The sequence below is a fragment of the Brevibacterium sp. LAARM3_SD1 genome (genome assembly GCF_057364765.1).
The window spans coordinates 1-22,798 of record NZ_JBNFOL010000004.1 but is presented as its reverse complement, the minus strand read 5'-3'; the positions used below and the strand labels follow the sequence as shown (position 1 = coordinate 22,798).

The following is a 22,798-nucleotide window of genomic DNA, read 5'->3' as shown; positions in this document are numbered from 1 at the left end:
CTGCGGACGGATCAGTCCTCGCTGGAGTCGGTGGCCTGGTGGCCGCCCTGACCTGTCTGACCGCTCTGCGCGCGGTTGACCGGCTTGCCGCCGCGGGTGCGGCGACGGCTGCGCTGGCGGCGCGGCTTGCGGTCTTCGCCACCGGAGGCGGAGGAGGAGTCACGACGGTCGGACGAGCCGCCTCGGCGGGATTCGGAACGGCCGCGACCGGAACCGCGACGATCGGACCCACGGCCCTTGCGCTCACCGGTGGACTTCTCGTCCTCACCGTCGGAGTGCTGGCGCGGCAGCCGACCCTTGGTGCCCTTCGGAATGCCGAGGTCGGAGAAGAAGTGCGGGGAGGTCGAATAGGTCTCCGCGGGCTCATCGAAATCGAGGCCCAGGGCCTTGTTGATGAGGCGCCAGCGGGGCATGTCATCCCAGTCGACCAAGGTCATGGCGACACCGGAGTTGCCGGCTCGACCGGTGCGTCCGATGCGATGGACGTAGGTCTTCTCGTCCTCGGGACACTGATAGTTCACGACGTGGGTGACATCGTCGATGTCGATTCCGCGGGCCGCGACATCCGTGGCCACGAGCACGTCGACCTTTCCGTCGCGGAAGGACTTCAGTGCCTTCTCGCGCTGGGACTGACCAAGATCTCCGTGGAGGGCCTTGACCGCGAATCCGCGATCCTCGAGTTCGGCGGCGAGCTTGTCGGCGGTGCGCTTGGTGCGGGTGAAGATGATCGTGCGACCGCGGCCCTCGGCCTGGAGCATGCGGGCGACGAGCTCGGATTTGTCCATCGAGTGGGCACGGTAGACGAACTGCGTCGTGTTCTTGCCCGTCAGCGACAGGTCCTCATGATCCTGTGCGCGGATGTGGGTGGGCTGATTCATGTACCGCCGGGCCAGGGTGATGACCGCTCCCGGCATGGTGGCGGAGAAGAGCATCGTCTGGCGGTGCGCGGGCACGGCGTTGACGATCTTCTCGACATCGGGCAGGAAGCCGAGGTCGAGCATCTCGTCGGCTTCGTCGAGGACCACGGTGCGCACGCGGTGGAGCTTGAGGATCTTGCGACCATAGAGATCGAGAAGGCGACCGGGCGTGCCGACGACGACGTCGACGCCGGACTTGAGGCGGTTGATCTGCGGGTCGAAGTCCATGCCGCCGTAGATCGTCATGATGTCGATATCGCGCTGGACGGAGGCGGTGACGAGATCGGCCGCAACTTGCTTGGCCAGCTCACGGGTGGGAACGACGACGAGGGCCTGCGGCAGACGCGGCTCCTTGCCATCGCCCACGCTGTCCGGAGTCGATTCCGGGTCGGAGGTGACCGACGAATCCTCGGTCTTGCCGACGACGCGCTGGAGAAGGGGGATGCCGAATCCCAGGGTCTTTCCGGTGCCCGTCTTCGCCTGCCCGATGATATCGGCGCCCGACAGTGCCACGGGCAGCGTCAGCGCCTGAATGGGGAAGGGGTGGGTGATTCCTGCCGAGGCCAGCGAGGCCACGATCGGTCCGGCGACTCCCAGTTCCGCGAAATCCGCTTCCGTCTCCGCCATATTCCAAACTCCTTTTAGCGCGTATGCGCTTGTCATGGTGCGAACCGGTAGTCTTGAACTATGCCCGATTCTGTCCCATTGGCCGGTAATGATGCTGCGACGCTCGCACTTCTGGCGTTCGGCGAGCTGACCGGTTTCGAACGTATGGCCACTAACGCGACGACCGCAGCGGATCTGGATGACAAAGTCATCCTGGCGCGGCTGGCCTCTCAGTCATTCGCGAACTTCGAACAGCTCTCACAGCACATCGATCAGATGGGCCAGGATGTGATCGAGCTCTGTCAGCATTTCGAACCGACCTTCAGCACTCTGGCTGAAAGGACTCGTCCTCGCGACTGGTACGAAAGCCTCATGAAGGGATTCGTCTTCGACGGAATCATGAATGATTTCTACCGCACGGCGGTGAACGAACTCGCGGAGCCCGGATACAGCCTGGCTATTGCAATTCTCGATGATACACGTGCCAGCGAATATGCGCGCAATCGTCTGACATCCGAAGTGGCCGTCGACACACAGCTGGCTTCGCGGCTGGCCCTGTGGGGGCGCAAGCTCGTCGCAGAGACCCTGGGCCGTGCCCGCAGTCTGCTCACCGACCCGGTCCTCGGCCTCGACGAAGACCTCGTCGTCGAACTGATCCCGGCGGTGACGTCGAACCATTCGAAGCGGATGTCGGCACTCGGCCTCGTCGCCTGACTCTGTATCTGAGACACCATTCCGCAGCGGATGCAGCAGGGCCCCGGTCATCATGACCGGGGCCCTGCTGCTGTTGATGTGTTTCTCAGGCGCTGAAGCCCACACGACGCGGTGACTCGGCACCGATTTCGAGGTAGCCGAGCGAAGCGGAGGGAACGAACACCTGACGGCCCTTCGTGTCGGTGAAGGTCAGCAGCCCCTCGGACTGGATCGTCTCTTCGACGCGGGCTGCTAGTGCCTTCGCATCTTCGTCCGTTTCGAGGATGATCTCGCGCTGAGTCTGCTTGACGCCGATCTTGATTTCCATGGTGCTCCTTGTGCCGATGCTCGGTGACCGTTGACGGATTGGACTGTGTTCAGCTTAACGTCCGCAGGCATGGGTTTCTTCCCTGCGGATTCCGCTGAGGGCTGAGGGGCCGGAGTGACGTCAGCGATCAGCGAACGACCGCAGACCGCCCCAGCTCATCTGGGTGAGCAGATTGACGGCTGTGTCGACGTCGACACCACGCTGCGAGTCGATCTGCTTAACGACGACCTCGGCAGTGCCGATGAGAGCCCGGCACACCAGCTGCGCCTCATCGTCGCTGAGGCGGGCGAAGTTCTTCAGGGCGGAGACGACTCGCGTCGCCGAACTCTCGCGCAGCGCGCGCAGCTTCTGCTCGGCCTTCGGCTCGTAGACATCCGAATTGAAGATGATGACGAACTCCTCGCGGTGTGAGACCACGAAGTCGAAATAGGCGCGATAGGTGGCGTGGACCTGCTCATGCGGATCGTTGGTCGATCCCAGTGCCTCGGCCAGACGGGAGTCGAGGTGCGCCGCCGAGGAATCGATGAGGGCCAGGTAGAGGTCCTGCTTGGAATCGAAGTGCTGATAGAGCACAGGCTTGGACACACCGGCTGCCTCAGCGATCATGTCCATTGAGGTCGTCCGATATCCACGGGTGGCGAAAACGGAGCGTGCGACTCCCACTAATTGGTCGCGGCGCTGGACACGGGGCAATCTCTGTTGTGGACTCGACATTCTTCAATGCTACGCGAAGACAGGCTGTGCATCGGGCATCCGCGCTGTCACATTGACGACGCGCCGGTCAGGGGCTCGGAAGTCTCATGTCAGCGGGCCGTGATGGAATACGAGTATGGATGAGATGACGCAGCGGATGGGCAGCACCCTGCTCTCCGGCGGCTGCCTGAATATCATCGGGCGGCCGGGAACCGGGAAGACGACTCTGCTCGAGTCGCTCTATGCACAGCTGGTGTCGACGATCGACCCCGCCTCGGTCCTCGTTCTCACACCCGACCGTGATCACGCCGATGTGCTGCGCAACCGTCTTCAGCTGCCTGCCGATGCCGTTCTGTCCTCCGCCCCGGCCCGCAGTCTGGCGTCGTTCGCGTACGGCATCGCCCGTGCCGCACATACGACGCGGACCGGGGAGGACCTCGAATTCATCTCCGGTGCCGATCAGGATGTGTTTCTCGCCGATCTCCTCGGCGGCCACGAACTGGGCCATTCCCGCGGCCCGGCGTGGCCGGCGGAGATCACCGCCGAGGTGCGCTCGACCTCGGCCTTCCGAACCGAGGTCCGCGACGCGCTCAACCGCGTGATGGAGTTCGACTTCGGCATGCGCACTCCCAGCCCGTCGTCGGAGACCTCCGAGCACGTCTTCGACTTCGGTCGCAGCGCCCTGGATCGTGCCCTTGCCGACAACCCTGACCCTCGGTGGGAGGCCGTGGCTGAGATCCTCGACGAATATCTGGGCATCATGTCCATGCCCGGATACGGGGGCGTCGACTCCGCGACCGTTCTCGCCCTCGCCGCTTTCGAGATCCTCCGTGAACCCGCCGAGGTGACGGCCGGACGTTCGTGGACGTTCGCCCCCGACCGATTGCCCACCGTGGTGCTGGCCGACGGGGTACAGGACTTCCCTGCCGCCAGTTGGGGAATCCTCGAACAACTGCGCGCCAGGGGGAGCGCCATCGCTCTGTTCGGCTCGCCCGAGACGGTGACCGGACGTTTCCACGGAGCCGACGCGTCGATCATCGATCGCGCCGCGATCGAAGCCGGTTTCGAATCGGTCGTCCTGGAGCGTCAGTGGGATGTCGATCCGGCCCTGGCGACGGTCATCGACGGCTTCGGCGCCAGGATCACCACGCGCTGGTCGATCGGACACATGCCCCGGCCGCGACCGTCTGAGGATGCGGCCGTATCTCCAGCGGCGGAATCGGCCGAGTCTCTGCCCGCGGCACCACCCGAGGAGCCGACTCCCGCTGCGGTGGAAACTCCAGTGGAGACGCATGTGTTCGAGGGCAGTGCGTCCGGACACCGGTACCTGGCCCGACGGATCATGAACTTCGTCGAACAGGGCCACAGCTGGTCCGATGTCGCGCTCGTCTGCCGCAACTCCTCGAACGCCCGCGCGATCGCCAACGAACTGCGAGCATCGGGGGTCTCGATCGCCACTCTGATGCAGCCACTCAACGTCGACCCCGCGACCGCGCCGCTGTTGGACCTGCTCTCGGTCTCTCCGGATTTCGACGATGACGAATCGATCGCCGAACTCGCCCTGTCACTGGCCGGCAGCATCTACGTCCGCCTCGACCCCGTACAGATCCGCCGTTTCCGTCGCGCAGTGCGCAGGCAGTTCCCGGCGCCCAACAGCACGGCATCGCTGGCTCAGGCATTGCGCAGCCCCATCGACGACTCGTCCCCACAGGGACTGGCCACCATTTCGCGGATGCTCCACGCCGCGGCGGAGGTCGGCACGACCGACCCCCACCAGGCGCTGTGGAGCATCTGGGACGCAGCCGGGGTCGCGGAGAGATGGCAGTCCGAAGCCCTGCGTGATCCGGAATCGGTGACCAACGGCTATCTCGATTCCGTGCTGCGACTCTTCGCCTTGGCCGAGAAGATCGCCGACCGCGGCGGATTCACCGCCCGGTCGTTCGCCGGCATCGTCGCCGAACAGGACATCGCCCAGGACTCCCTGGCCGATACCGCCGGATTCGCCGATCACGTCCTGGTGGGCACGCCGTCCTCTCTCGCCCATGTGCGTGTGCCTCTGGTGATCATCGCCGAAGTCAACGAAGGCGTGTGGCCGAACCCGAAGCTGCGCGGCGGAATCCTCGGCCTCACCGACCTCACAGCGGTGCTTGCCACCGGTGAGACGGTCACGGGCGACCCCGGCTACCACGCCCATGCGAAAAGGACGAACCTGCGCGAGGAAGGCGAGCTGTTCTACACCGCACTCAGCCGGGCCCAGGAACTCGTGATCGTCACGGCAGTCACCGATGCGGAGACCGAACCGTCCCCATTCTTCGATGTGCTCGCCGCCGGCTCGGCTACGGGCTCCGAGGCAGGCGACGGCTATGCGATCACTCATGAGGATGAGCTGCCTCCGCTGACGCTGCCGGAGATGGCTGCGCACGCTCGTGCCCACCTGTTGCAGACCGCGGCAGCCGAATATGACGAAGGCACGAGTGCTGCGACGGCGGCTTCGGAGACCAACCCGGACGAGAGCCCGGAGAGCTCTGAGACGCCGGACGGCTCTGGGATGCCGGACCCGGACACACAGTCGTGGGCGGCACTGATGCGGGCACTCTCGAACGCCTCTCTGGCGGTGGAATCACCGACGCAGTGGCGCGAAGCAGAGGACGTCACCACGAATGAGCCGCTCTACACAGACTCGGATACGGTCCGCGTCTCGCCCTCCCAGGTCGAAGCATTCACCGACTGCTCCCTGCGGTGGTTCCTCACCCGCAACGGCGGTGACCGCCCGATGTCGACGGCCCAGAATCTCGGAACCATCATCCACGCCGCCGCCGAGAACTATCCGGAAGGACCCACCTCAGCGATCCGAAGCTTTGTGGAAACGGAGTTCGCGTCTCTGGAATTCGATGCGGAATGGGAACGCGAACGGGAATTCGACGTGGCGATGAGTATGGCCGAGCGCCTCGGCGATTACATCAAGAAGACGCCGGGCCGCCTCGTCGGAGTCGAAGCGCAGGTCTATGCGGTCGGTGTGGACGCAGACGGACGTGAGTGGAAGGTCACCGGACGACTCGATCGAGTCGAGGAAGTCGAGGGCGGACTGCGCATCGTCGACTTCAAGACCGGCAGGAATGTCGTCGCCGGCAAGGAGATGGACCGGCACGCCCAGCTGGTGTGTATCAGGAGGCGATCAATTCCGGCACCATCAGGGTCGGTGAGGACCGGGAGATCGACGCGCATGCCTTCGGCGCCGAACTCGTCTTCCTGCGCAAGTCTGCCCGAACGGTTCGGGAGCAGTCGGCGCTGGACGTCGATGAGAACCCCGACTGGGCGCGAGAGCTCATCGACGACGTGTCCGGCAGGATGCGTGCCGCGAGCTTCCCAGCCCGGGTGGACCCGCAGAAGTGCCTGTCGTGCCCCGTCCGATCATCGTGCCCGGCGATCGGTCCGAAGATGTTGGAGGAGACCTGATGCGCTTCACCGCCGAGCGCCTTGCCGAGCTCACGGCTGCCGAGCCTGCCCAGGCTTTCCCACCCAGCCCCGAGCAGAAGGTGATCATCGAAGCGGACCCCGCACAGTCGATGAAAGTCACTGCCGGGGCCGGTTCCGGAAAGACCACCGTCATCTCGCAGCGCGTGGTGTGGCTGGTCGCGAATGAGTACGTCTCTCCGGAAGAGATCCTCGGGCTGACCTTCACTCGCAAAGCCGTCGGTGAACTCGGCGGACGCATTCGCCTGCTGCTGTCCCGCCTGCGGCACAACCTCGGGCGCGGCCAGGACCTGTCCCTGCCCGGTCTCGACAACCCGACCGTGTCCACATACAACTCCTACGCCGCATCGATCGTCAGCGAACACGGGGTGAGCATCGGCATCGAACCCGAAACGGTCCTCCTGGATGACGCTGCAGCGCACACCATCGCAGGGAATCTCATCGATTCCACACCACCCGACGAGATCCCCGGAGACTTCTCACGCGAGACGATGATCGCCGACATCATCGCCTTGGCCGGGCAGATGAATGATCACGGTCGAGATGTCGACGAAGTCACGAACTATCTCGAGCAGTGCCTGGCCGCGCTGGTGTCCAGCAAAGGAAAACCCGTCGACCCCAACGGGCGACGGGCGAAGCTCGAAGCCAAGATCCGAACGGCTCGGCTAGCCGATGCCTATATGCGTGCGAAACGCCGCAACCTGGCCATGGATTTCTCCGACCAAGTGCGATTCGCTCAGCGCATCCTCGACGAGGTGCCGGCCGCAGCCGAGGCCGAAAGGGCCCGGTGGAAGATCGTCCTCCTCGACGAGTTCCAAGACACTTCGGTGGCTCAGCTGAAGCTCCTGCGCGATCTCTTCCATTCCACTGCGGTCACCGCGGTCGGCGATCCCCGCCAGGCCATCTACGGCTGGCGCGGTGCCAGTGCGGACAACATGGTCCGGTTCTCCTCGGATTTCCGCGATGTCGAATCCCTGTCTCTGAGCACGAGCTGGCGCAACGACCGGACGATCCTGCAGGCCGCCAACCGCATCGCCGCCGGACTCGCCGACAGCAATGAGTCCCCGCTGTCGGCCCGCGATGGAGCCGGAGACGGAGAAGTCAGCGTCGAGATCAGCTCCGGTGCCCACGACCCTGATTTCCTCACCAACGGCCTGCGTGCACTCACGGAATGGTTCCGCACCGTCCCCGCAGGTTCGTCGAAAGCCGTGCTGTGTCGCAAACGCGCCCACTTCGCACCGGTTGCGGCGGCCTTGGAGGCCGCCGGGTTCGCCGTTCATGTCCATGGCTCCTCCGGGCTGCTGACCGACCCCTTCGTCGCCGATCTGCGTGCGGTGCTCACCGCTGCGGTCGATCCGATGGCCGGTGACGAGATTATGAGGCTCATCAGCGGACGGATGCTCGGCCTCGGCGCGGGCGACATTGCGGGACTGCAGGCCTTCACCCGTCGTCAGACGGAGAGGCGAGCCGCAGACAGGGCTGAACCGGCCACCGAGGATGTCATCGCCGAAGCCATCGACCAGGCGACGATCGTCGAGGGCATCGATGAACTCATCGAGGTCCAACGTGCTCTCGACCAGGGAGCGCGAACAGGTGCCGACAAAGGACTTGTCGCCGATTACGAGCAATCCGGTCTGAGCTCGGAGGCGCTGCATCGTCTGGTGCGGCTGGCACGCGCGCTGCGAGCCACCCGGTCGGGTACGGGCACCGTCGCCTCGATCATCCGCACCGCCATGTCAGAGACCGGAATCGATTCGGATATCTGGGGTCTCAGCGACTCCCTGCGCAATCTGCACCGAGCGTCCGTCGACGCGTTCCTGTCCGCGGCCAGCCAGTATTCGGCCACCGATGACAAACCCTCGATCACCGGCTTCCTGTCCTGGCTCAGCCTCATGGAAGCCCACGATGCCCTCAGCGTCGCTGAACCGACGACGGCAGCGGACGCGATCAACATCATGACCGTCCACGCCTCGAAGGGCCTGGAGTTCGACGCCGTCGCCGTTCCCTCCCTGGTGGTCAAGGACTTTCCGACCGAACCGCGGGACAAGGAAGGGTGGATGGACCGCACCGCCCTGCCGTACCCGCTGCGCGGTGACCGCGCTCATCTCGTCGACTTCGACCTGCGGGAAGCCGAATTCGATACGAAGAAGGCCCTGGACGAGTGGATCGGAGACTTCATCCGCCCACGGATCGCCGACGCGCACGAGGGGGAGGAGCGCCGCCTGGCCTATGTGGCATTCACCCGCGCCAAGAGGCATCTGTGGCTGGGAGCGGAACTGATGGGCTCACGCGCCGTCCCCGACGATCCCTCGCCCTTCCTCACCGAAGCGATCGAGGCCCTGGGGCTGGAGGTGGAAATTCCCGAACCGGCCGACGAATCGGCGGCGGACCGGATCGAGACCACCCCATGGCCGGTGCCCCGCACGAGGCAGGTCGCCGCCGCACAGCGAGCGGCAGGCTGGGTCGACGCGAGCCCGGACGTCAGCTTGGAGTCTCTGGCTGAAGAGCCGGGAGTGATCGGACGCTTCGCCTCTCAGGCCCTGCGCATCGGCGCCCGCCCAGAATCCATGTCCGCGGCGGCGATGCCCGATCGCCTGTCGGCGACGGCCCTGGTCGCCTGGCGACGGGACCCTCAGGGATTCCGTACGCAGACCCTCCGCCCGATCCCGACTCCGCCGAGCCGAGCGGCCGAGATCGGAACGACCTTCCATTCCTGGGTGGAACAGCATTTCGGTCAGTCGAGCATCGACATCGGCGAAGACGAATCGGTGCGACCGATCGACGCCGAGACGATCGAACGTCTGCAGGCGACGTTCTCAGCCTCCGAGTTCGCGACGCGTCGAGCCGACCATGTGGAGATGTCCTTCGAACTCGTCCTCGGCAGATTCCGGGTGCCGGGGAAGATCGATGCCGTCTTCATCACCGGGGATCATGCCGAAGTCGTGGATTGGAAGACGTCGAAGAAGCCCGATGCCGCAGTGCTCGAAGTGATGAAATGGCAGCTGGCGCTCTACCGGTTCGCGATTCTGCGCGTGCATCCGGAGATCACCGAGGTGACCGGGACGTTCTACTTCGTCGGCAGCGATGAGATCGTGCAGTTCACGGATCTTCCTGACGAGGCCGACGTCGTCGCATGGCTGGAAGCCAACGATCTCGGCTGAGTTCAGTGGAGCCGGGACTTCGGCCGAGTACAGCGGATTCCGGCTGAGATCAGCGGATCCGGCCGGTCTCTTCCCCGTTATCACCTTCGTCGGAGTCCCGAGTCGGTTCGGTCCGCACCTGCGATCCCGGCTCGGAGTCGAACTCTGAATCGTCATCTGAGCCTGTTGCCGCTGGTTGAGCTCCGGGAATGAACACATCGGCGGCTGCGGTCTCTGTGATCGCGGCTTCGACGTCGGGGGAGTCGGTTCCTGCCGCTGCCGTCGCTGGCTGTGCACCGCGAGAGCTCTGCGCATCACGAGAGGCGGCTTTGCCAGAGACCGCATCACCGGCAGAACCGGCAGCGGAATCCGCGGTCGGCCCCTGAGCGGGTGCAGTGTCATCGGCTGTGCTGCCGAAGAGGACCTCATTGAATGAACGGAGGAGCTCGGCGGCATCCTCGATCGCCGTCTCATCCCCGGAGTCGACGGCTTCGAGCAGCCAGTCGAGCACTGCGAATTCGGCCAACAGCTCGGCACGGGCGATGACGTGCTCATCCGCGCGGGGCCGGGAGTTGCGGTATTCCTCGTAGAAGGTCGGCAGGGCGGCAGGATCGATCAGCGCAGAAGCCGCTGCCAGATCGATGGCCGGATCGGCGACGCGCAGACGTCCGATCTCCGCGAGTGCGAGCACTCGCTCCTGATCGGTATAGACGCTCGTCTCATCGAGAGAGCCGTGGATGGGTGTGGCGAGGAAGTGCCAGAGCGCGACCTTCTCGAATTCCTCTTCCCAGTGCTGCAGCAGAGACGACGGCACTCGACCGGTGCTCGCCGCCTGATCGAGACGTTCGAGGATGAGGAACTGCGATCGCGAAGGATCCTCCACCGGGAAGCCCGCATCGGAGACGGGCTCGGGCGCTGCCGAATGCAGAGTCGCCAGAGCCTGCGCCAAGGAACTCGCCCGCGAGGTGTCGGCGATGGGCACATCTCCCAGGGGTGCACCCGGCAGCGGATCGGCCAGCGTCACCGTCGTCGGAGACGTGGTGTCGAAGTAGTCGGCGTCCACCTCGGTGATGGCCCGCAGGCGCGGCCAGACGAAGTCCGCATGCGGATACATGGACTCGTAGATGCGTCCGGCCTCAGCAGACGAGCCGATGTCCGCGGTCCGATCGAGTTGGGTCTGAGCCGTTGCGACGAGCTGCTGATCGTCATCGTCGAGCAGGACTCTGACTCCGGCGTCCAACGGCGGCAGGGGAGTCCATGAGGTCGGGACGAAGCCGTCGAGCATCGTCGCCGCGATCGCAGTCAACTTGAGCGCCTTGGTATCCACCTTCCCCAATCTACCGTCTGGGTTCGGCTGAGACACGGGACTCGCCGTCGAGCGTGTCTGCTGAGGCGACTTTCGGTTCCGCTCGGGCAGGCACGGTCAGGGTCGTTGTGTCAGGACGCTGAGATATCGTGGAGGGCATGAAGCCATTGCCTCCAGTGCAGCCGATCAGTCTCGCCCGACACGGAATCGATCGGGACCATCTGACTCGGGGCCACGACGGAGACCTCAGCGAGATCTGGGCCTCAGGGGCCCGAGCCGTCTTCGAACATCGCGGGACGCTGCTCGTCGCCGGCGGCGGACTGTTCCTGACAGACCGCGAACAGGTTCCGGAAAGACAGACGGAGGTCTACCTCGGTCGTGATCCGCAGGGCACCCGTTATATCGGAGTGTCCCTGGACGACGACGGTCGCAGCCACATCGATGCTCGACTGGACGCTTCACGCGCCCGGGACGCCTCCGACCAGCTCACCGCGCCGGGCGAGGGCATCGACAGTTCCGAACCTGTCTGGCTGCCCCTGCGTCATCTCGCCGAGGCTCTCGACGATGTGCAGGTCTCCCTGGCCTGTGAGATCGTCGGCTTGGGAAACTGGCATCGCGCTCACCGATTCTCACCGCGCACCGGCACCCCGACCACTCCCGTCCTGGGCGGATGGGTCCGCCGCGACCCGGAGACCGGAAGCGAACACTTTCCCCGCACCGATCCTGCCGTCATCGTCGTCATCGTCAACACCGAAGAGGACGGTGTCGAGCGTGTCCTGTTGGGCAACAACGCCGCGTGGGAGTCCGATCGGTATTCGCTCTTGGCCGGATTCGTCGAACCGGGGGAGACGCTCGAACACGCCGTGATTCGCGAGATCTGGGAAGAAGCTCACCTCGAAGTCACCGAACCGCGGTATCTGGGCTCCCAGCCGTGGCCGTTTCCCTGTTCGCTCATGCTCGGCTTCTCGGCAGTCGCTCCCAGCCGCGACTTCGCCGCTGACGAAGCGGAGATCGCCTCCCTGCGCTGGTTCACCCGGGAGGAGCTGAAGGACGCCATTGCCAGTAGTGAGGTGCGCGCCCCGTCGACGATCTCCATCGCCGGTCAGCTCCTGCACAGCTGGTTGGACAACGCATGAACGCTTCGGCCACGGCCCTGCTCGAGGCCCTGGACGATGAACAGCGTGCTGTCGCCACCCACTTCGACTCTCCGGTGATCGTCCTCGCCGGTGCGGGCACAGGCAAGACCCGCGCCATGACGCACCGGATCGCCTATGGAATCGCCTCCGAGGTGTTCCCGGCAAACCATGTCCTCGCTCTGACCTTCACAGCGAAAGCAGCGGGGGAGATGCGTTCACGATTGCGCGGTCTCGGAGTTCCTGCGGTTCAGGCGCGCACGTTCCACTCCGCGGCGCTGCGTCAGCTGCGGTTCTTCTGGGACCGATTCGCCGAGGGAGATTTTCCGCGGATCATCGAGAACAAGGCGGGCATCATCGGCTCGGTCATGCAGAGTCTCGGGCTGGAGACCAGCCGGGAGCTGACCAGAGACGTCGCGTCGGAGATCGAGTTCGCGGCGTCTTCCCTGCTCGGTGTCGAAGACTATGCGACGAAGGCGGCGGCCCGGGACCTCCCCGGCCAGCTGAGTGTCGAGGACATGGTTCGGATCTTCGAAGCCTACGGGGAGGCGAAGACGCGAGGACGGCTGCTCGACTTCGACGATGTGCTCCTCGTGCTGTCGGGTGTTCTGGCCGAGTATCCTGCCATCGCGGCCGAGATCCGCGAACAGTACAGACACTTCGTCGTCGACGAATTCCAAGACGTCTCGCCGCTTCAATACGATGTGCTCTCCCGGTGGCTGGGCCCCCGTGACAATCTCTGTGTCGTCGGTGATCCCGCCCAGACGATCTATACCTTCGCCGGAGCCGACGCGAGTCTGCTCGGATCGCTGAGCACCTCGATGCCCGAGGCCAGAACGATCCGATTGGTGCGCAACTACCGGTCGTCCCAGGCCATCGTGTCCACGGCGAACAATCTGCTGCGGCACACCTCGCGGACCGCGCTGACTCTGCGGACCGACAACCCCATAGGCCGTCAGCCGCGTATGGTGGAGTATCCGACCGACGAGGCCGAGGCCACCGGAGTGGTCCAAGCAATCTCCGCCGAGATCCAGGCAGGACGGCGTCCTCGCAACATCGCGGTCCTCTTCCGCACCAACGGGCAGAGCCCGTCCTACGAGCAAGCGCTGGCCGCAGCCGGAATCCCCTACGTGCTGCGTGGCGGAGAGCGCTTCTTCGCTCGGAAAGAAGTCAAAGAAGCCGTGCTCATGCTCAAAGCCGCACGAGCGACCTCGAGCGGTCAGCGTCTGCCAGAAGCTGTGATGGAGGTCCTCGGTTCACTCGGCTTCACTCGTGAGCCGCCTGCGGCCGGAGCCGGCAGGCAGCGCTGGGAATCGCTCAAAGCTCTCGTCGACCTCGCCGAAGAACATCAGCACGGTCAGGAGCTGCCCGTGCCGATGGAGGTCTTCCTAGACGATCTGTCGGATCGTGCCGAGCATCAGTTCGCCCCGGACATCGAAGGCGTCACTCTGGCGTCCTTCCACGCCGCGAAGGGCTTGGAATGGGACAGCGTGCACCTGGTGGGCCTCAGCGAAGGATTGCTGCCCATCAGCTACGCCCAGACACCGAGAGCTATCGCCGAGGAGCGGCGTCTGTTCTATGTGGCACTGACTCGTGCCGGCACAGACCTGCGGATGAGCTGGTCGCTGGCCAGGTTCGATTCGAAGCAGAAGCCGCGGAGATCCTCGCGCTTCCTCACCGAACTCGGGCAGTCCGGGCCGACGATGGGGGACGGTCGCGCACCGTCGAGCTCTGCGACTCTCAACCGCTGCAGCAGCTGCGGGCGGGCATTGGTCTCACAGGTCGATCGTGCCGTCGGACGATGCTCTAACTGCCCTGCCGACATCGACCTCGAGCTGTTGGACCGTCTGCGCCGGTGGAGGGTTCGGATCGGAATGGAGCAGGGGCTGCCGCCCTACCTCGTGCTCACGGACACCTCGCTGTCGGTCATCGCAGAGGTTCGGCCGCGCAGCCTCGACGAACTCGCTCGGGTCCCCGGGATCGGTGCGACCAAACTCGAACTCTACGGAGCGAACCTACTGGGTCTGCTCGGCGACTGACCCGAAGTCGGGGACCGGTGTGCGACATCGGCACCGGTCGTGGAAAACCAGTCCGGTGTCCGTGATCTCTCCCGCATCCAAGGTGACCACTCGACGGACGGGTTCCACCTCGGGTCGCAGCAGGGCCTGGCGCAGCATCTGGACGACATGTGCTGAACCGAGGATCCGCGCTGCGGGGTCGCTCAGGCTCTCACGTTCGGGTAGAGCACGCAGACGCGGATGCTGATCGAGCCACCCGGCATCACTGTCCTTTCTATGCAGGCATGCGCAGACAGAGCACGGCGTCGACCCGGGACGGATGAGCCCCGTGATCTCCACCGCCTGCTCACCGAGGACGACTTGGCAGTGGTCGACTTCGCGATCGCTGAGCCACATCGCGGAATTCAGATCCGGAACCAGATGTGAACTCGTGATCACCACTGGTGCCGCCATGAGGTCGAGCTCTTCGACACGGTGATCCGCGGCGACGGCGAATCCGAGGGCGGCCAGCTGTCCGCCGAGATGGGCACGCAGCGGGCCGGTGACCAGGACCGGCCGCGATCCGAGGACTTGTGAGACGCGATCCGGCGACAGATTGAATGTACGCGCGGCGGCGAAGACCGGTGACCCTTTCGGCACAGTGCCGCTGTCTGCATCGTCGGGGACGAGCACACTCGCCTCGCCGAGGAGGGTGATGAGGGAACTTGCCCTGCTGAGGTCGACCCCGAGCTCCTGAGCGCGCGCATAGAACTGAGCCGAGCCGATGCCGAGGCGGAGATCCTCGATGAGACTGGCATCGCCGGGCAGCAGACCATCGATGAGCACAGGATCATCGGCACCGAACTGGATGCACGAGGACGAACGCCATGTGATCGGAACGCTCGGAAAGATTCTGAACATCTCGGCCCCTTCGCCTCGGCATTGTGGAGACTTCCACGGTAGTGAACGAGAGCCGGAATAGCCACGGCAGGGGATCGGCTGTGGATAACCCTGTGGAAAAACGGCTGAGGACAGGCCGGGAAACGTGTCCCGACATGCCCTCAGCCGCATAGTGCCCCAGGCGCTCGCGAAGACTCGTGCGGCTTCCCCTTCCGCACGCATCCTCGGGTTTTCCGGGGTCAAGCATAGAACTTATTCCGCAAAAGCCTCCGCGTCAATGCACCGTCATGCACAGACACGTCAACAGCGTGTGGATAACCTGTGGGAATCGCCGTGGAGTCTGTGGAGGAAAGGTGCCTTGAGTGTCTATCCGGCTGTTGATAAATCGGCTCCCGGACGGCTCCGCTCCCGTTCTGCGGGGAGCGGTATCGCCGAGGCGGCTGTGGACGAGGGAATCGCCCCTGATTTTTCGACAGACTCAGGAAACTCACAAACTCGGGATCCCGGAGTGCGTTCGTGTTGAGAGCCATTCCATTGACGCTGTCACCGCGTCAGTGCCGTTTCCTATGATGGTCCGGTGAGCAGAGCACAGCGGTGGAGTGAAGAAGAAGTGCTGAGGGCGATCGCCCGGGGCGAGATCGAAGTGCGCCGATCGGCGCGGCGGAAGAAGACCGTCGCGGTCTCGAAGGAGATCGAGACCTACGTGCTGCGCACTCCCGTGCGCTACAGCGTGGAACACAACATCCGATCGCTGACGGACCTGTTCAATCGTCTCTCCGCCCGTGACCATTCCTCGGACGCCGATCTCGTCGAACTGGCCGACGAGATGAGCCGACGGTACTTCAGTGGGAAGCTGCGGCCGGCGTCGATCCGCTGGGTGACGAATCAGAATGTCAGCAGGTGGGCATCGACGACGACATCGACGGGTGATATCCGCATCTCCCACCGCCTGCAGTCAGTGCCCCGCTGGGTGTTGGAGACCGTGGTGGTCCATGAGCTCGTCCACCTTCAGATCGGCCCGCATTCGAAGGAATTCCATGCCTTGGCCGATCGTCATCCGCAGCAGTCGGACGCGAAGCTCTATCTCGAAGGCTTCAGCGACGGAGAGCGATTCAGTCGCGGGAGCTGAGCGCTGCCGCGGCTGAGCGGAAGAGGCCGGGCAACCGGTCCGGCAGATCGGGCATGAGGCCATCGGGCAGCCGATCGAGCCGGAACCACGCGACGTCGAAGGACTCATCCGACACATGTGGCGAATCATCAGTCGATGCCTGCGCGGCGAAGACGACGTCGAAATGACGGGTGCAGGTCCCGAACGCGGCCGACAGGTCGTGCACATGCAGATCGATCGGGGCCGCTGTGATGCGGGCAAGCGGCCGCAGACCGCTTTCCTCTTCAGCCTCTCGTCGCGCGGCATCACGGAGTGAGGTGTCGACAGGTTCGAGGTGGCCGCCGAACTGACCCCACAGACCAGCCTTCCGGTGGTGGTTGAGCAGAACCGCCTCGGCAGCCGGGTCGATGACCAGGCAGCTGGCGGTGACGTGGTGCTCGCCGCCGGAGCGGCGCAGGGAATCGGCACCCTGCCGGTCGAAGAGCTCTGCGAACGACGCGGAGAATGTATTCTGCGGTCCGCGCTCCACTTCCCGTCGGACGGTGTCGAGATCGATCATTCAGCGATCGTCGGGATCGTCGGAGCTGTCTTCGTCAGTCGATCCGGAGTCATCAGATCCCGAATCCTCTGAACTGTCGGTCGATTCGGCGTCGCTGCCGCCGGCCCCGTCGAGGCCCTCGGCGAGGATGCGTGACAGCGCCTCATCGATGCTCGACTCATTGGTCCACTCGGCATGACGACGCTCGGAGTATCCCAGTGGGTCATCGAGGTCCTGTGTGGTCGGCAGCAGATCCGGGTGAGAGAACACACGATCGCGGGCTTCGGCCCCGCCCTGCGTCTCGAGGTAGGCGAACAGCGCAGCCGCATCGCGAAGGCGACGGGGATTGAACTGGAGACCGACGAGAGTGGAGAAGGTCTTCTCCGCCGGTCCCGCGGTTGCCCGGCGACGGCGCAGAGCCTCGCGGACCTGATCGCGGCCGGGCAGATGCTTGCAGGCCTCGTAGACGACGACGTCGACCCAGCCGGCGATGACGGCGAGGAGGTTCTCCAGGGACGTCAGCGCCTTCTTCTGGTCCTCTGTCGTCGGCGGGTTGAACAGTCCCTGGCGGATATTGTCGCTGAGGTCGGAGATGTTCGAGGGATCGATGTTCGATGCCATGTCCTCGATCTGCGAGGTGTCGACCTTCAGTCCCTGCGCATAGCGAGTCAGGGCCGTCTCCACCTGGGCACTCAGCCACGGCGCGCGCTCGAACAGCGCCAGGTGGGCGAGCTCCTGAGCCGCGAGGTAGATGCGGACCTCGGAGACGTCGACATCGATCTCCGAAGCGAACGTTTCGACGTTCTGCTCGATGACCACGGCGGTGTCGTAGGGGAGCAGGGGCAGTCCCACCTCGGTGCCGGTGAGGACGCTTTCGGACAGCGCACCGACGGCCTGTCCGATCTGCATGGCGAACATCGAATCGCTCATCGAACCGAACATGGACGAAGCACCCGCGAGGATGCCCTTCATCTCGGCCGGGACCTGGGACTCCAACGTATCGGTCAGTGCCGAGGACATGTTCTCCTTGATGGGCAGTACGAACTTCTGCCAGCCGGGCATCGTCTCCTTGACCCAATCGGCGCGGCGCAGGGGACGAGCGGAGCGGTTGGCGACGGAGAAGTCGGTGGCCTCTGCCAGCCAGAGTTCGGCCAGACGAAACGCATCGGTCGTGGCTCGTTCGGAGTCCTCGGACACTGCGGGGTCGGGAGTGGGCACGGCCTTCTGCGCGATCGACACGGCCTGCGCCTGCGGGTCGGCACCCTGGCCGAAGAGCCCCTGCATCTGGCTCATGATCGTGGACATCATCGCCGGATCGATCGGGAAGCCCTGCGGCATGCCCGAACTGTTCTTGTCGTCTCCCTGACGGATCCGGGACCATTGGCGCCGAAGAGCATTCCGAAGATCTGCTCGAACGGATTCTGCTCGTTGTTGTTGTCATCGGTCATTGTTCTACAGCCCCCAAGAATCGGTTTGACTCAACGTTAACGGTTCCGAATGTGCGAAGCTTCCCAATTCCGGGAGGTTTCGCAGGATGTTCGCACCGGGCGAAAGGAGTCTGTGAAAAGGACACTGAGGTTTCAACTAGACTGGTGGGGCGGTGCAGCGAAAGGACTACATGACAGAGAACGCCCCTCGGGCCGTGCCGGCGTCACCGGCATCGACACGCGGCACCAAACGACGTCGGACTCCACGTCTGGCAACGACTTCGGGCGTCCTCACCTACGTCTTCATCGCTTTGGCCGTGCTTCTGCCGGTTCCGTACATGCTTCAGCTGCCGGGACCGGTTTTCAACACCCTCGGCGACTACCAGGGCGACCCGATGATCAGCGTCTCCGGAGCCAAGACCTATCCGACTGCAGGTCGCATCGACATGCTCACCGTCGCCGTCAGCGGCGGGCCCGGCCGCGACATCTATGCCTCGCAGGCGCTCGGCGCGCTCATCAACGGCGAGCAGACCGTGGTCCCCACGGAGGCGTACTACCCTTTGGAAACCACTCGTGAGGACGTGACCGAATCGAACGCGGTCGAGATGTCCTCGAGTCAGGACGTCGCCATCGCGGCCGCCATGGGCCAGATGGACAAATCCTATTCCGTGCATCTGTCGGTCGACGACGTCGTCGCCGATGCTCCCGCGCAGGGCAAGCTGCGCAAGGGCGACCGGCTCATGTCGGTCAACGGAGAGAAGTTGGATTCCGATCCCGAGGCCGCACAGATCATGAGCAGGACCGTGCTGGAATCGGACTCCGTCGAACTCGGAATCGAGCGCGAAGGAAAGAAGAAGACCCTTACGCTGACTCCCGCGACGGTCGATGACCGCAAGGCGATCGGCATCACGATGAAGCAGGACTTCGAATTCCCCGTTGACGTGAAGTTCAACGTCGACGGCGTCGGCGGCCCCTCGGCAGGGACGATGTTCGCTCTGGCCATCATCGATGAGCTCACGCCCGGTGCGATGACCGGCGGCAAGCATGTCGCCGGCACGGGGGAGATCACCCCCGGCGGAACCGTCGGCCCCATCGGCGGTGCCCGCCAGAAGGTGGCTGCCGCCACCGAGAAGGGAGCGACGCTGTTCCTCTCTCCCGCCGACAACTGTGCGGAGGTCATGGCCGCCGCAGACCAATCCAAGATCACGGTGGCGCGCATCGATACTCTCGATGACGCGCAGACCACCGTGGAGCAGTACGCCGCCGGCAACACCTCGGACCTGCCGAAGTGTCCTGCCGATGGTGCCGACAACAATGAGAAAGGGCAGTAGTGAGCACCTCGTCCTCACCCACCTCCGCACGCATGCCGGCGAATCGGCCAAGACGTTCGCCGCTGCTGCTCACCCTCGTGTCTGTGGCGATCCTGCTGATCGCCTTCATCGCCTTCACCCAGGTGTATACCGAGGTGCTGTGGTTCCGCCAGATCGACGCGGCAAACATCTTCCGCACCATGTGGCTCACCCGCGGACTGACGTTCCTCGCCGGATTCATCGTCATGGCCGTCCCGGTCTGGCTGAGTCTGCACCTGGCCTACCGCCATCGCCCCGTCTACGCGCCGACGACTCCGCGACAGGAGAACCTCGATCGCTATCGTGAGGCCATCGAGCCTCTGCGTCGGGTCGCGACGATCGCGATTCCGGCAGTCATGGGTGTCCTCGCCGGCATCACCGCCTCGGCGCATTGGAACACGATCCTCGAGTGGATCAACTCGACGTCCTTCGGCTCGAAGGATCCTCAGTTCGGTCTCGACAAGTCGTTCTTCGTCTTCGTCCTGCCCGGTCTGCGCCTCATCGGCAACCAGCTGGGCATGGCTCTGCTCATGGCCCTCATCGCAGCACTCGTCGCCCACTACCTCTTCGGCGGCATCCGTCCGGGGGAGCAGAAGGGCATCATTCTGACGAAGGCCGCTCAGTGGCAGCTGGGCATCACCGTGGCGGTGCTCGTCATGGTTCAGGCCGGTCGGCTGTGGCTCTCCCGCTACGATCGGATGACCGCTGCCGGCGGAATCGTCCCGGGCGTCACCTATGTCGACGATCGTGCCGCCCTGCCTGCGATGGCGATCGTCGCCATCGCGGCGGTCCTGGTGGCGCTGCTGTTCGTCTACACGGCGTGGAAGGGCAACTGGCGGATCTCGATCATCGCTACGCTCACGCTCATCGTGCTCGGCGGCGTCTCGATCATCGCCTACCCGGCGCTGCTTCAGCAGTTCCAGGTCAACCCGTCTCAGCAGAGCAAGGAATCGGAGTACATCCAGCACAACATCGATGCCACGCGTGAAGCGTTCGACTTCGATGACATCGAGGTGACTCCGTACTCGCCGAGCACCAGCGGCAAGAAGGGCGACCTGCGCAAGGACGCCGAGACCGCGGCCTCGATCCGTCTGCTGGATCCGAACCTCGTCTCGGACACCTTCCGCCAGCTGCAGCAGGTGCGCCCGTACTACTCGTTCCCGCAGAAGCTCGATGTCGACCGCTACGACATCGACGGAGAGATGCGAGACACCGTGATCTCCGTGCGCGAACTCGCCCCGAGCTCGGTGAACAATCAGAGCTGGTTCAACCGGGCGATCGTCTACACCCACGGATTCGGTGTGGTCGCGGCCAACGGAAACCAGCGCAACCCGGACGGCGAACCACTGTTCATGGAGTCGGATATTCCCCCGAAGGGTGAGTTCCCCGAATACGAGCCGCGCGTGTACTTCGGCGAGTCCTCTCCGGACTACTCGATCGTCGGTGCTCCGAAGGGTGCGACTCCGCGTGAGCTCGACTATCCCTCCGATGAGAAGAGCGGCTCCGGTCAGGTGAACAACACCTTCTCCGGTGACGGCGGACCGTCGGTGGGCAATGTATTCAACCGTCTCGCCTACGCTCTGAAGTTCCAGGACGAGCAGATCCTTCTCTCGGACGCCCTCAATGAGGAATCCCAGATCCTCTACGACCGTCACCCACGTGAGCGTGTGGAGAAGCTCGCTCCCTTCCTCAAGGTCGACGGCGATCCGTACCCGGCCGTTGTGGACGGGAAGATCAAGTGGATCCTCGACGGATACACGACTGCCGAGGACTACCCGTACTCGACACCGCAGCCGCTCCAGCAGGCGACCGAGGATTCGACCACGGCGTCGGCTCCGGATTCGGTGGCGACTCTGCCGGATGATGAGGTCAATTACATCAGGAACTCGGTGAAGATCACCGTCGACGCCTATGACGGTTCAGTCGACATGTACCAGTGGGACAAGGACGATCCGGTTCTCAAGACCTGGATGAAGGTGTTCCCCGGACTCATCAAGTCCTCCTCGGAGATGTCCGGTGATCTGATGAGCCACGTCCGCTACCCGGAGGACCTGTTCAAGGTTCAGCGTGACCTGCTCACGAAGTACCATGTCACCTCCGCCAGTGAGTTCTACTCCGGTCAGGACTTCTGGACCCTGCCGACGGATCCGACGACGAAGGCGAGCAGCGGACTGACGCAGCCGCCGTTCTACATGACCCTGCAGATGCCGGGTCAGCAGTCGCCGTCGTTCTCGCTGACGAGCTCGTACATTCCTGCTCGATCGTCCGAGGGACAGTCGCGCAACAACCTCACCGGCTTCCTCTCGGCTGATGCCGATGCCGGGAACAAGAAGGGCGAGACTGCCGAAGGCTACGGCAAGCTGAGACTGCTGCAGCTGCCGCGCAATACCACTGTGCCCGGACCTGGTCAGGCACAGAACAACTTCAACACCGCACCCGATGTGCAGCGCAGCCTGAACCTGCTGCGTCAGGGTGAGTCCGAAGTCGAGAACGGCAACCTGCTGACTCTGCCGATCGGCGGCGGCCTGCTCTACGTCCAGCCGGTCTACGTCCGGTCCGCCGGAGAGACCTCCTACCCGCTGCTGCAGCACGTGCTCGTGGCCTTCGGCGAGGACATCGGGTTCGCCCCGACCCTCGACGAAGCGCTCGACCAGGTGTTCGGCGGCGACTCCGGAGCCAGCGCAGGTGACGCCGGCACCGAGGACAGCGGAGACGGCGAATCGGGATCCACTTCCGGCGGAGAGAACGCGGACTCCCCGTCCGGCTCGCCGGACAAGGCCCTCAACGACGCTCTGCAGGAGGCGAAGAAGGCCATGGAGGACTCCGATGCCGCTCTGAAGGACGGCGACTTCGCCGAGTACGGCAAGGCGCAGGACCGTCTGAAGAAGGCGCTTGAGGATGCCGTTGCGGCCGATCCCTCGCTCGCCGAGGATGGAGCGGGCGGCGAGTCCTCCGCTCCCGCCTCGGCGCCGGCAGACGAAGGCGGTGACTCGGGCAACTGAGCCTGAGGCGGACCGATTCGGCCCGCTGAGGCAGCGCCGACGGAGTTCGCGCCTCTCAAGACGGGCGCCCCTGGGACATCCCAGGGGCGTCCGTCGTTCCCAGCGGAGTACCCGAGCTCCACCAACCCACAGACAACCCTTGTTACTACCTGACGGCGGCCCAGCAACCTCGCGCGAGGTTGCTGGG

14 protein-coding genes and 1 pseudogene are annotated in these 22,798 nt (G+C 64.5%); 8 read left to right on the top strand and 7 right to left on the bottom strand.

Annotated features, from left to right (window positions below; genetic code table 11):
- Positions 1-11: 11 nt before the first annotated feature.
- Complete coding sequence (locus tag AC2W7L_RS02990) at positions 12-1,544, bottom strand: DEAD/DEAH box helicase (protein ID WP_486003206.1); 1,533 nt, start codon at positions 1,542-1,544, stop codon at positions 12-14.
- A 60-nt stretch (positions 1,545-1,604) separates the two neighbouring features.
- Here AC2W7L_RS02990 and AC2W7L_RS02985 point away from each other — a divergent pair, with 60 nt between their 5' ends.
- Complete coding sequence (locus tag AC2W7L_RS02985; protein WP_167195663.1) at positions 1,605-2,237, top strand: ferritin-like fold-containing protein; 633 nt, start codon at positions 1,605-1,607, stop codon at positions 2,235-2,237.
- An 85-nt stretch (positions 2,238-2,322) separates the two neighbouring features.
- Here AC2W7L_RS02985 and AC2W7L_RS02980 read toward each other — a convergent pair whose 3' ends face one another.
- Together AC2W7L_RS02980 and AC2W7L_RS02975 are read right to left on the bottom strand one after the other, a co-directional pair.
- Complete coding sequence (locus tag AC2W7L_RS02980) at positions 2,323-2,544, bottom strand: DUF3107 domain-containing protein (protein WP_167195666.1); 222 nt, start codon at positions 2,542-2,544, stop codon at positions 2,323-2,325.
- A 120-nt stretch (positions 2,545-2,664) separates the two neighbouring features.
- Positions 2,665-3,258, bottom strand: coding sequence for a TetR/AcrR family transcriptional regulator (locus tag AC2W7L_RS02975; protein ID WP_486003205.1), 594 nt, complete (start codon positions 3,256-3,258; stop codon positions 2,665-2,667).
- A 115-nt stretch (positions 3,259-3,373) separates the two neighbouring features.
- On the opposite strand from AC2W7L_RS02975, the pseudogene AC2W7L_RS02970 reads away from it, so the two are divergent.
- Together AC2W7L_RS02970 and AC2W7L_RS02965 are read left to right on the top strand one after the other, a co-directional pair.
- Positions 3,374-6,693 (top strand): annotated as a pseudogene (locus AC2W7L_RS02970) (PD-(D/E)XK nuclease family protein).
- Positions 6,693-9,872 carry an ATP-dependent helicase gene (locus AC2W7L_RS02965; protein WP_486003204.1) on the top strand — a complete coding sequence of 1,060 codons (3,180 nt, stop codon included), beginning with the start codon at positions 6,693-6,695 and terminating at the stop codon, positions 9,870-9,872. Before AC2W7L_RS02970 ends, AC2W7L_RS02965 begins: the two are co-directional and overlap by 1 nt.
- A gap of 49 nt (positions 9,873-9,921) precedes the next feature.
- On the opposite strand, the gene AC2W7L_RS02960 is transcribed toward AC2W7L_RS02965, so the two are convergent.
- The gene (locus tag AC2W7L_RS02960; RefSeq protein ID WP_486003203.1) at positions 9,922-11,157 is read right to left on the bottom strand and encodes a protein kinase family protein; all 1,236 of its coding nucleotides are present in this window, start codon (positions 11,155-11,157) and stop codon (positions 9,922-9,924) included.
- A gap of 158 nt (positions 11,158-11,315) precedes the next feature.
- On the opposite strand from AC2W7L_RS02960, the gene nudC reads away from it, so the two are divergent.
- On the top strand, positions 11,316-12,293 hold the full coding sequence (gene nudC / locus AC2W7L_RS02955; RefSeq protein WP_486003202.1) for an NAD(+) diphosphatase: 978 nt from the start codon (positions 11,316-11,318) through the stop codon (positions 12,291-12,293).
- Positions 12,290-14,329 carry an ATP-dependent DNA helicase UvrD2 gene (locus tag AC2W7L_RS02950; protein ID WP_486003201.1) on the top strand — a complete coding sequence of 680 codons (2,040 nt, stop codon included), beginning with the start codon at positions 12,290-12,292 and terminating at the stop codon, positions 14,327-14,329. Before nudC ends, AC2W7L_RS02950 begins: the two co-directional genes overlap by 4 nt.
- On the opposite strand, the gene AC2W7L_RS02945 is transcribed toward AC2W7L_RS02950, so the two are convergent.
- Positions 14,306-15,208 (bottom strand): hypothetical protein, encoded by a 903-nt coding sequence (locus tag AC2W7L_RS02945; protein ID WP_486003200.1) that lies wholly within the window; start codon positions 15,206-15,208, stop codon positions 14,306-14,308. The genes AC2W7L_RS02950 and AC2W7L_RS02945 overlap by 24 nt on opposite strands.
- 556 nt (positions 15,209-15,764) lie before the next feature.
- Between AC2W7L_RS02945 and AC2W7L_RS02940 the strand changes: the two genes are divergently transcribed.
- Entirely contained in the window at positions 15,765-16,316 is a 552-nt protein-coding gene (locus tag AC2W7L_RS02940; protein WP_486003199.1) for a M48 metallopeptidase family protein, read from the top strand.
- Here the strand turns inward: AC2W7L_RS02940 and AC2W7L_RS02935 are convergent.
- Together AC2W7L_RS02935 and AC2W7L_RS02930 are read right to left on the bottom strand one after the other, a co-directional pair.
- Positions 16,300-16,854: an NUDIX hydrolase gene (locus tag AC2W7L_RS02935; RefSeq protein ID WP_486003198.1), complete on the bottom strand. Its 555-nt coding sequence runs from the start codon at positions 16,852-16,854 to the stop codon at positions 16,300-16,302. The two genes, AC2W7L_RS02940 and AC2W7L_RS02935, sit on opposite strands and share 17 nt — an antisense overlap.
- The gene (locus tag AC2W7L_RS02930; protein ID WP_486003197.1) at positions 16,855-18,171 is read right to left on the bottom strand and encodes a zinc-dependent metalloprotease; all 1,317 of its coding nucleotides are present in this window, start codon (positions 18,169-18,171) and stop codon (positions 16,855-16,857) included.
- Positions 18,172-18,451: 280 nt separating this feature from the next.
- On the opposite strand from AC2W7L_RS02930, the gene AC2W7L_RS02925 reads away from it, so the two are divergent.
- Positions 18,452-19,591, top strand: a complete 1,140-nt coding sequence (locus AC2W7L_RS02925; protein WP_486003196.1) for a YlbL family protein — start codon at positions 18,452-18,454, stop codon at positions 19,589-19,591.
- Positions 19,591-22,611: a UPF0182 family membrane protein gene (locus AC2W7L_RS02920; protein ID WP_486003195.1), complete on the top strand. Its 3,021-nt coding sequence runs from the start codon at positions 19,591-19,593 to the stop codon at positions 22,609-22,611. Before AC2W7L_RS02925 ends, AC2W7L_RS02920 begins: the two co-directional genes overlap by 1 nt.
- Positions 22,612-22,798: the final 187 nt, after the last annotated feature.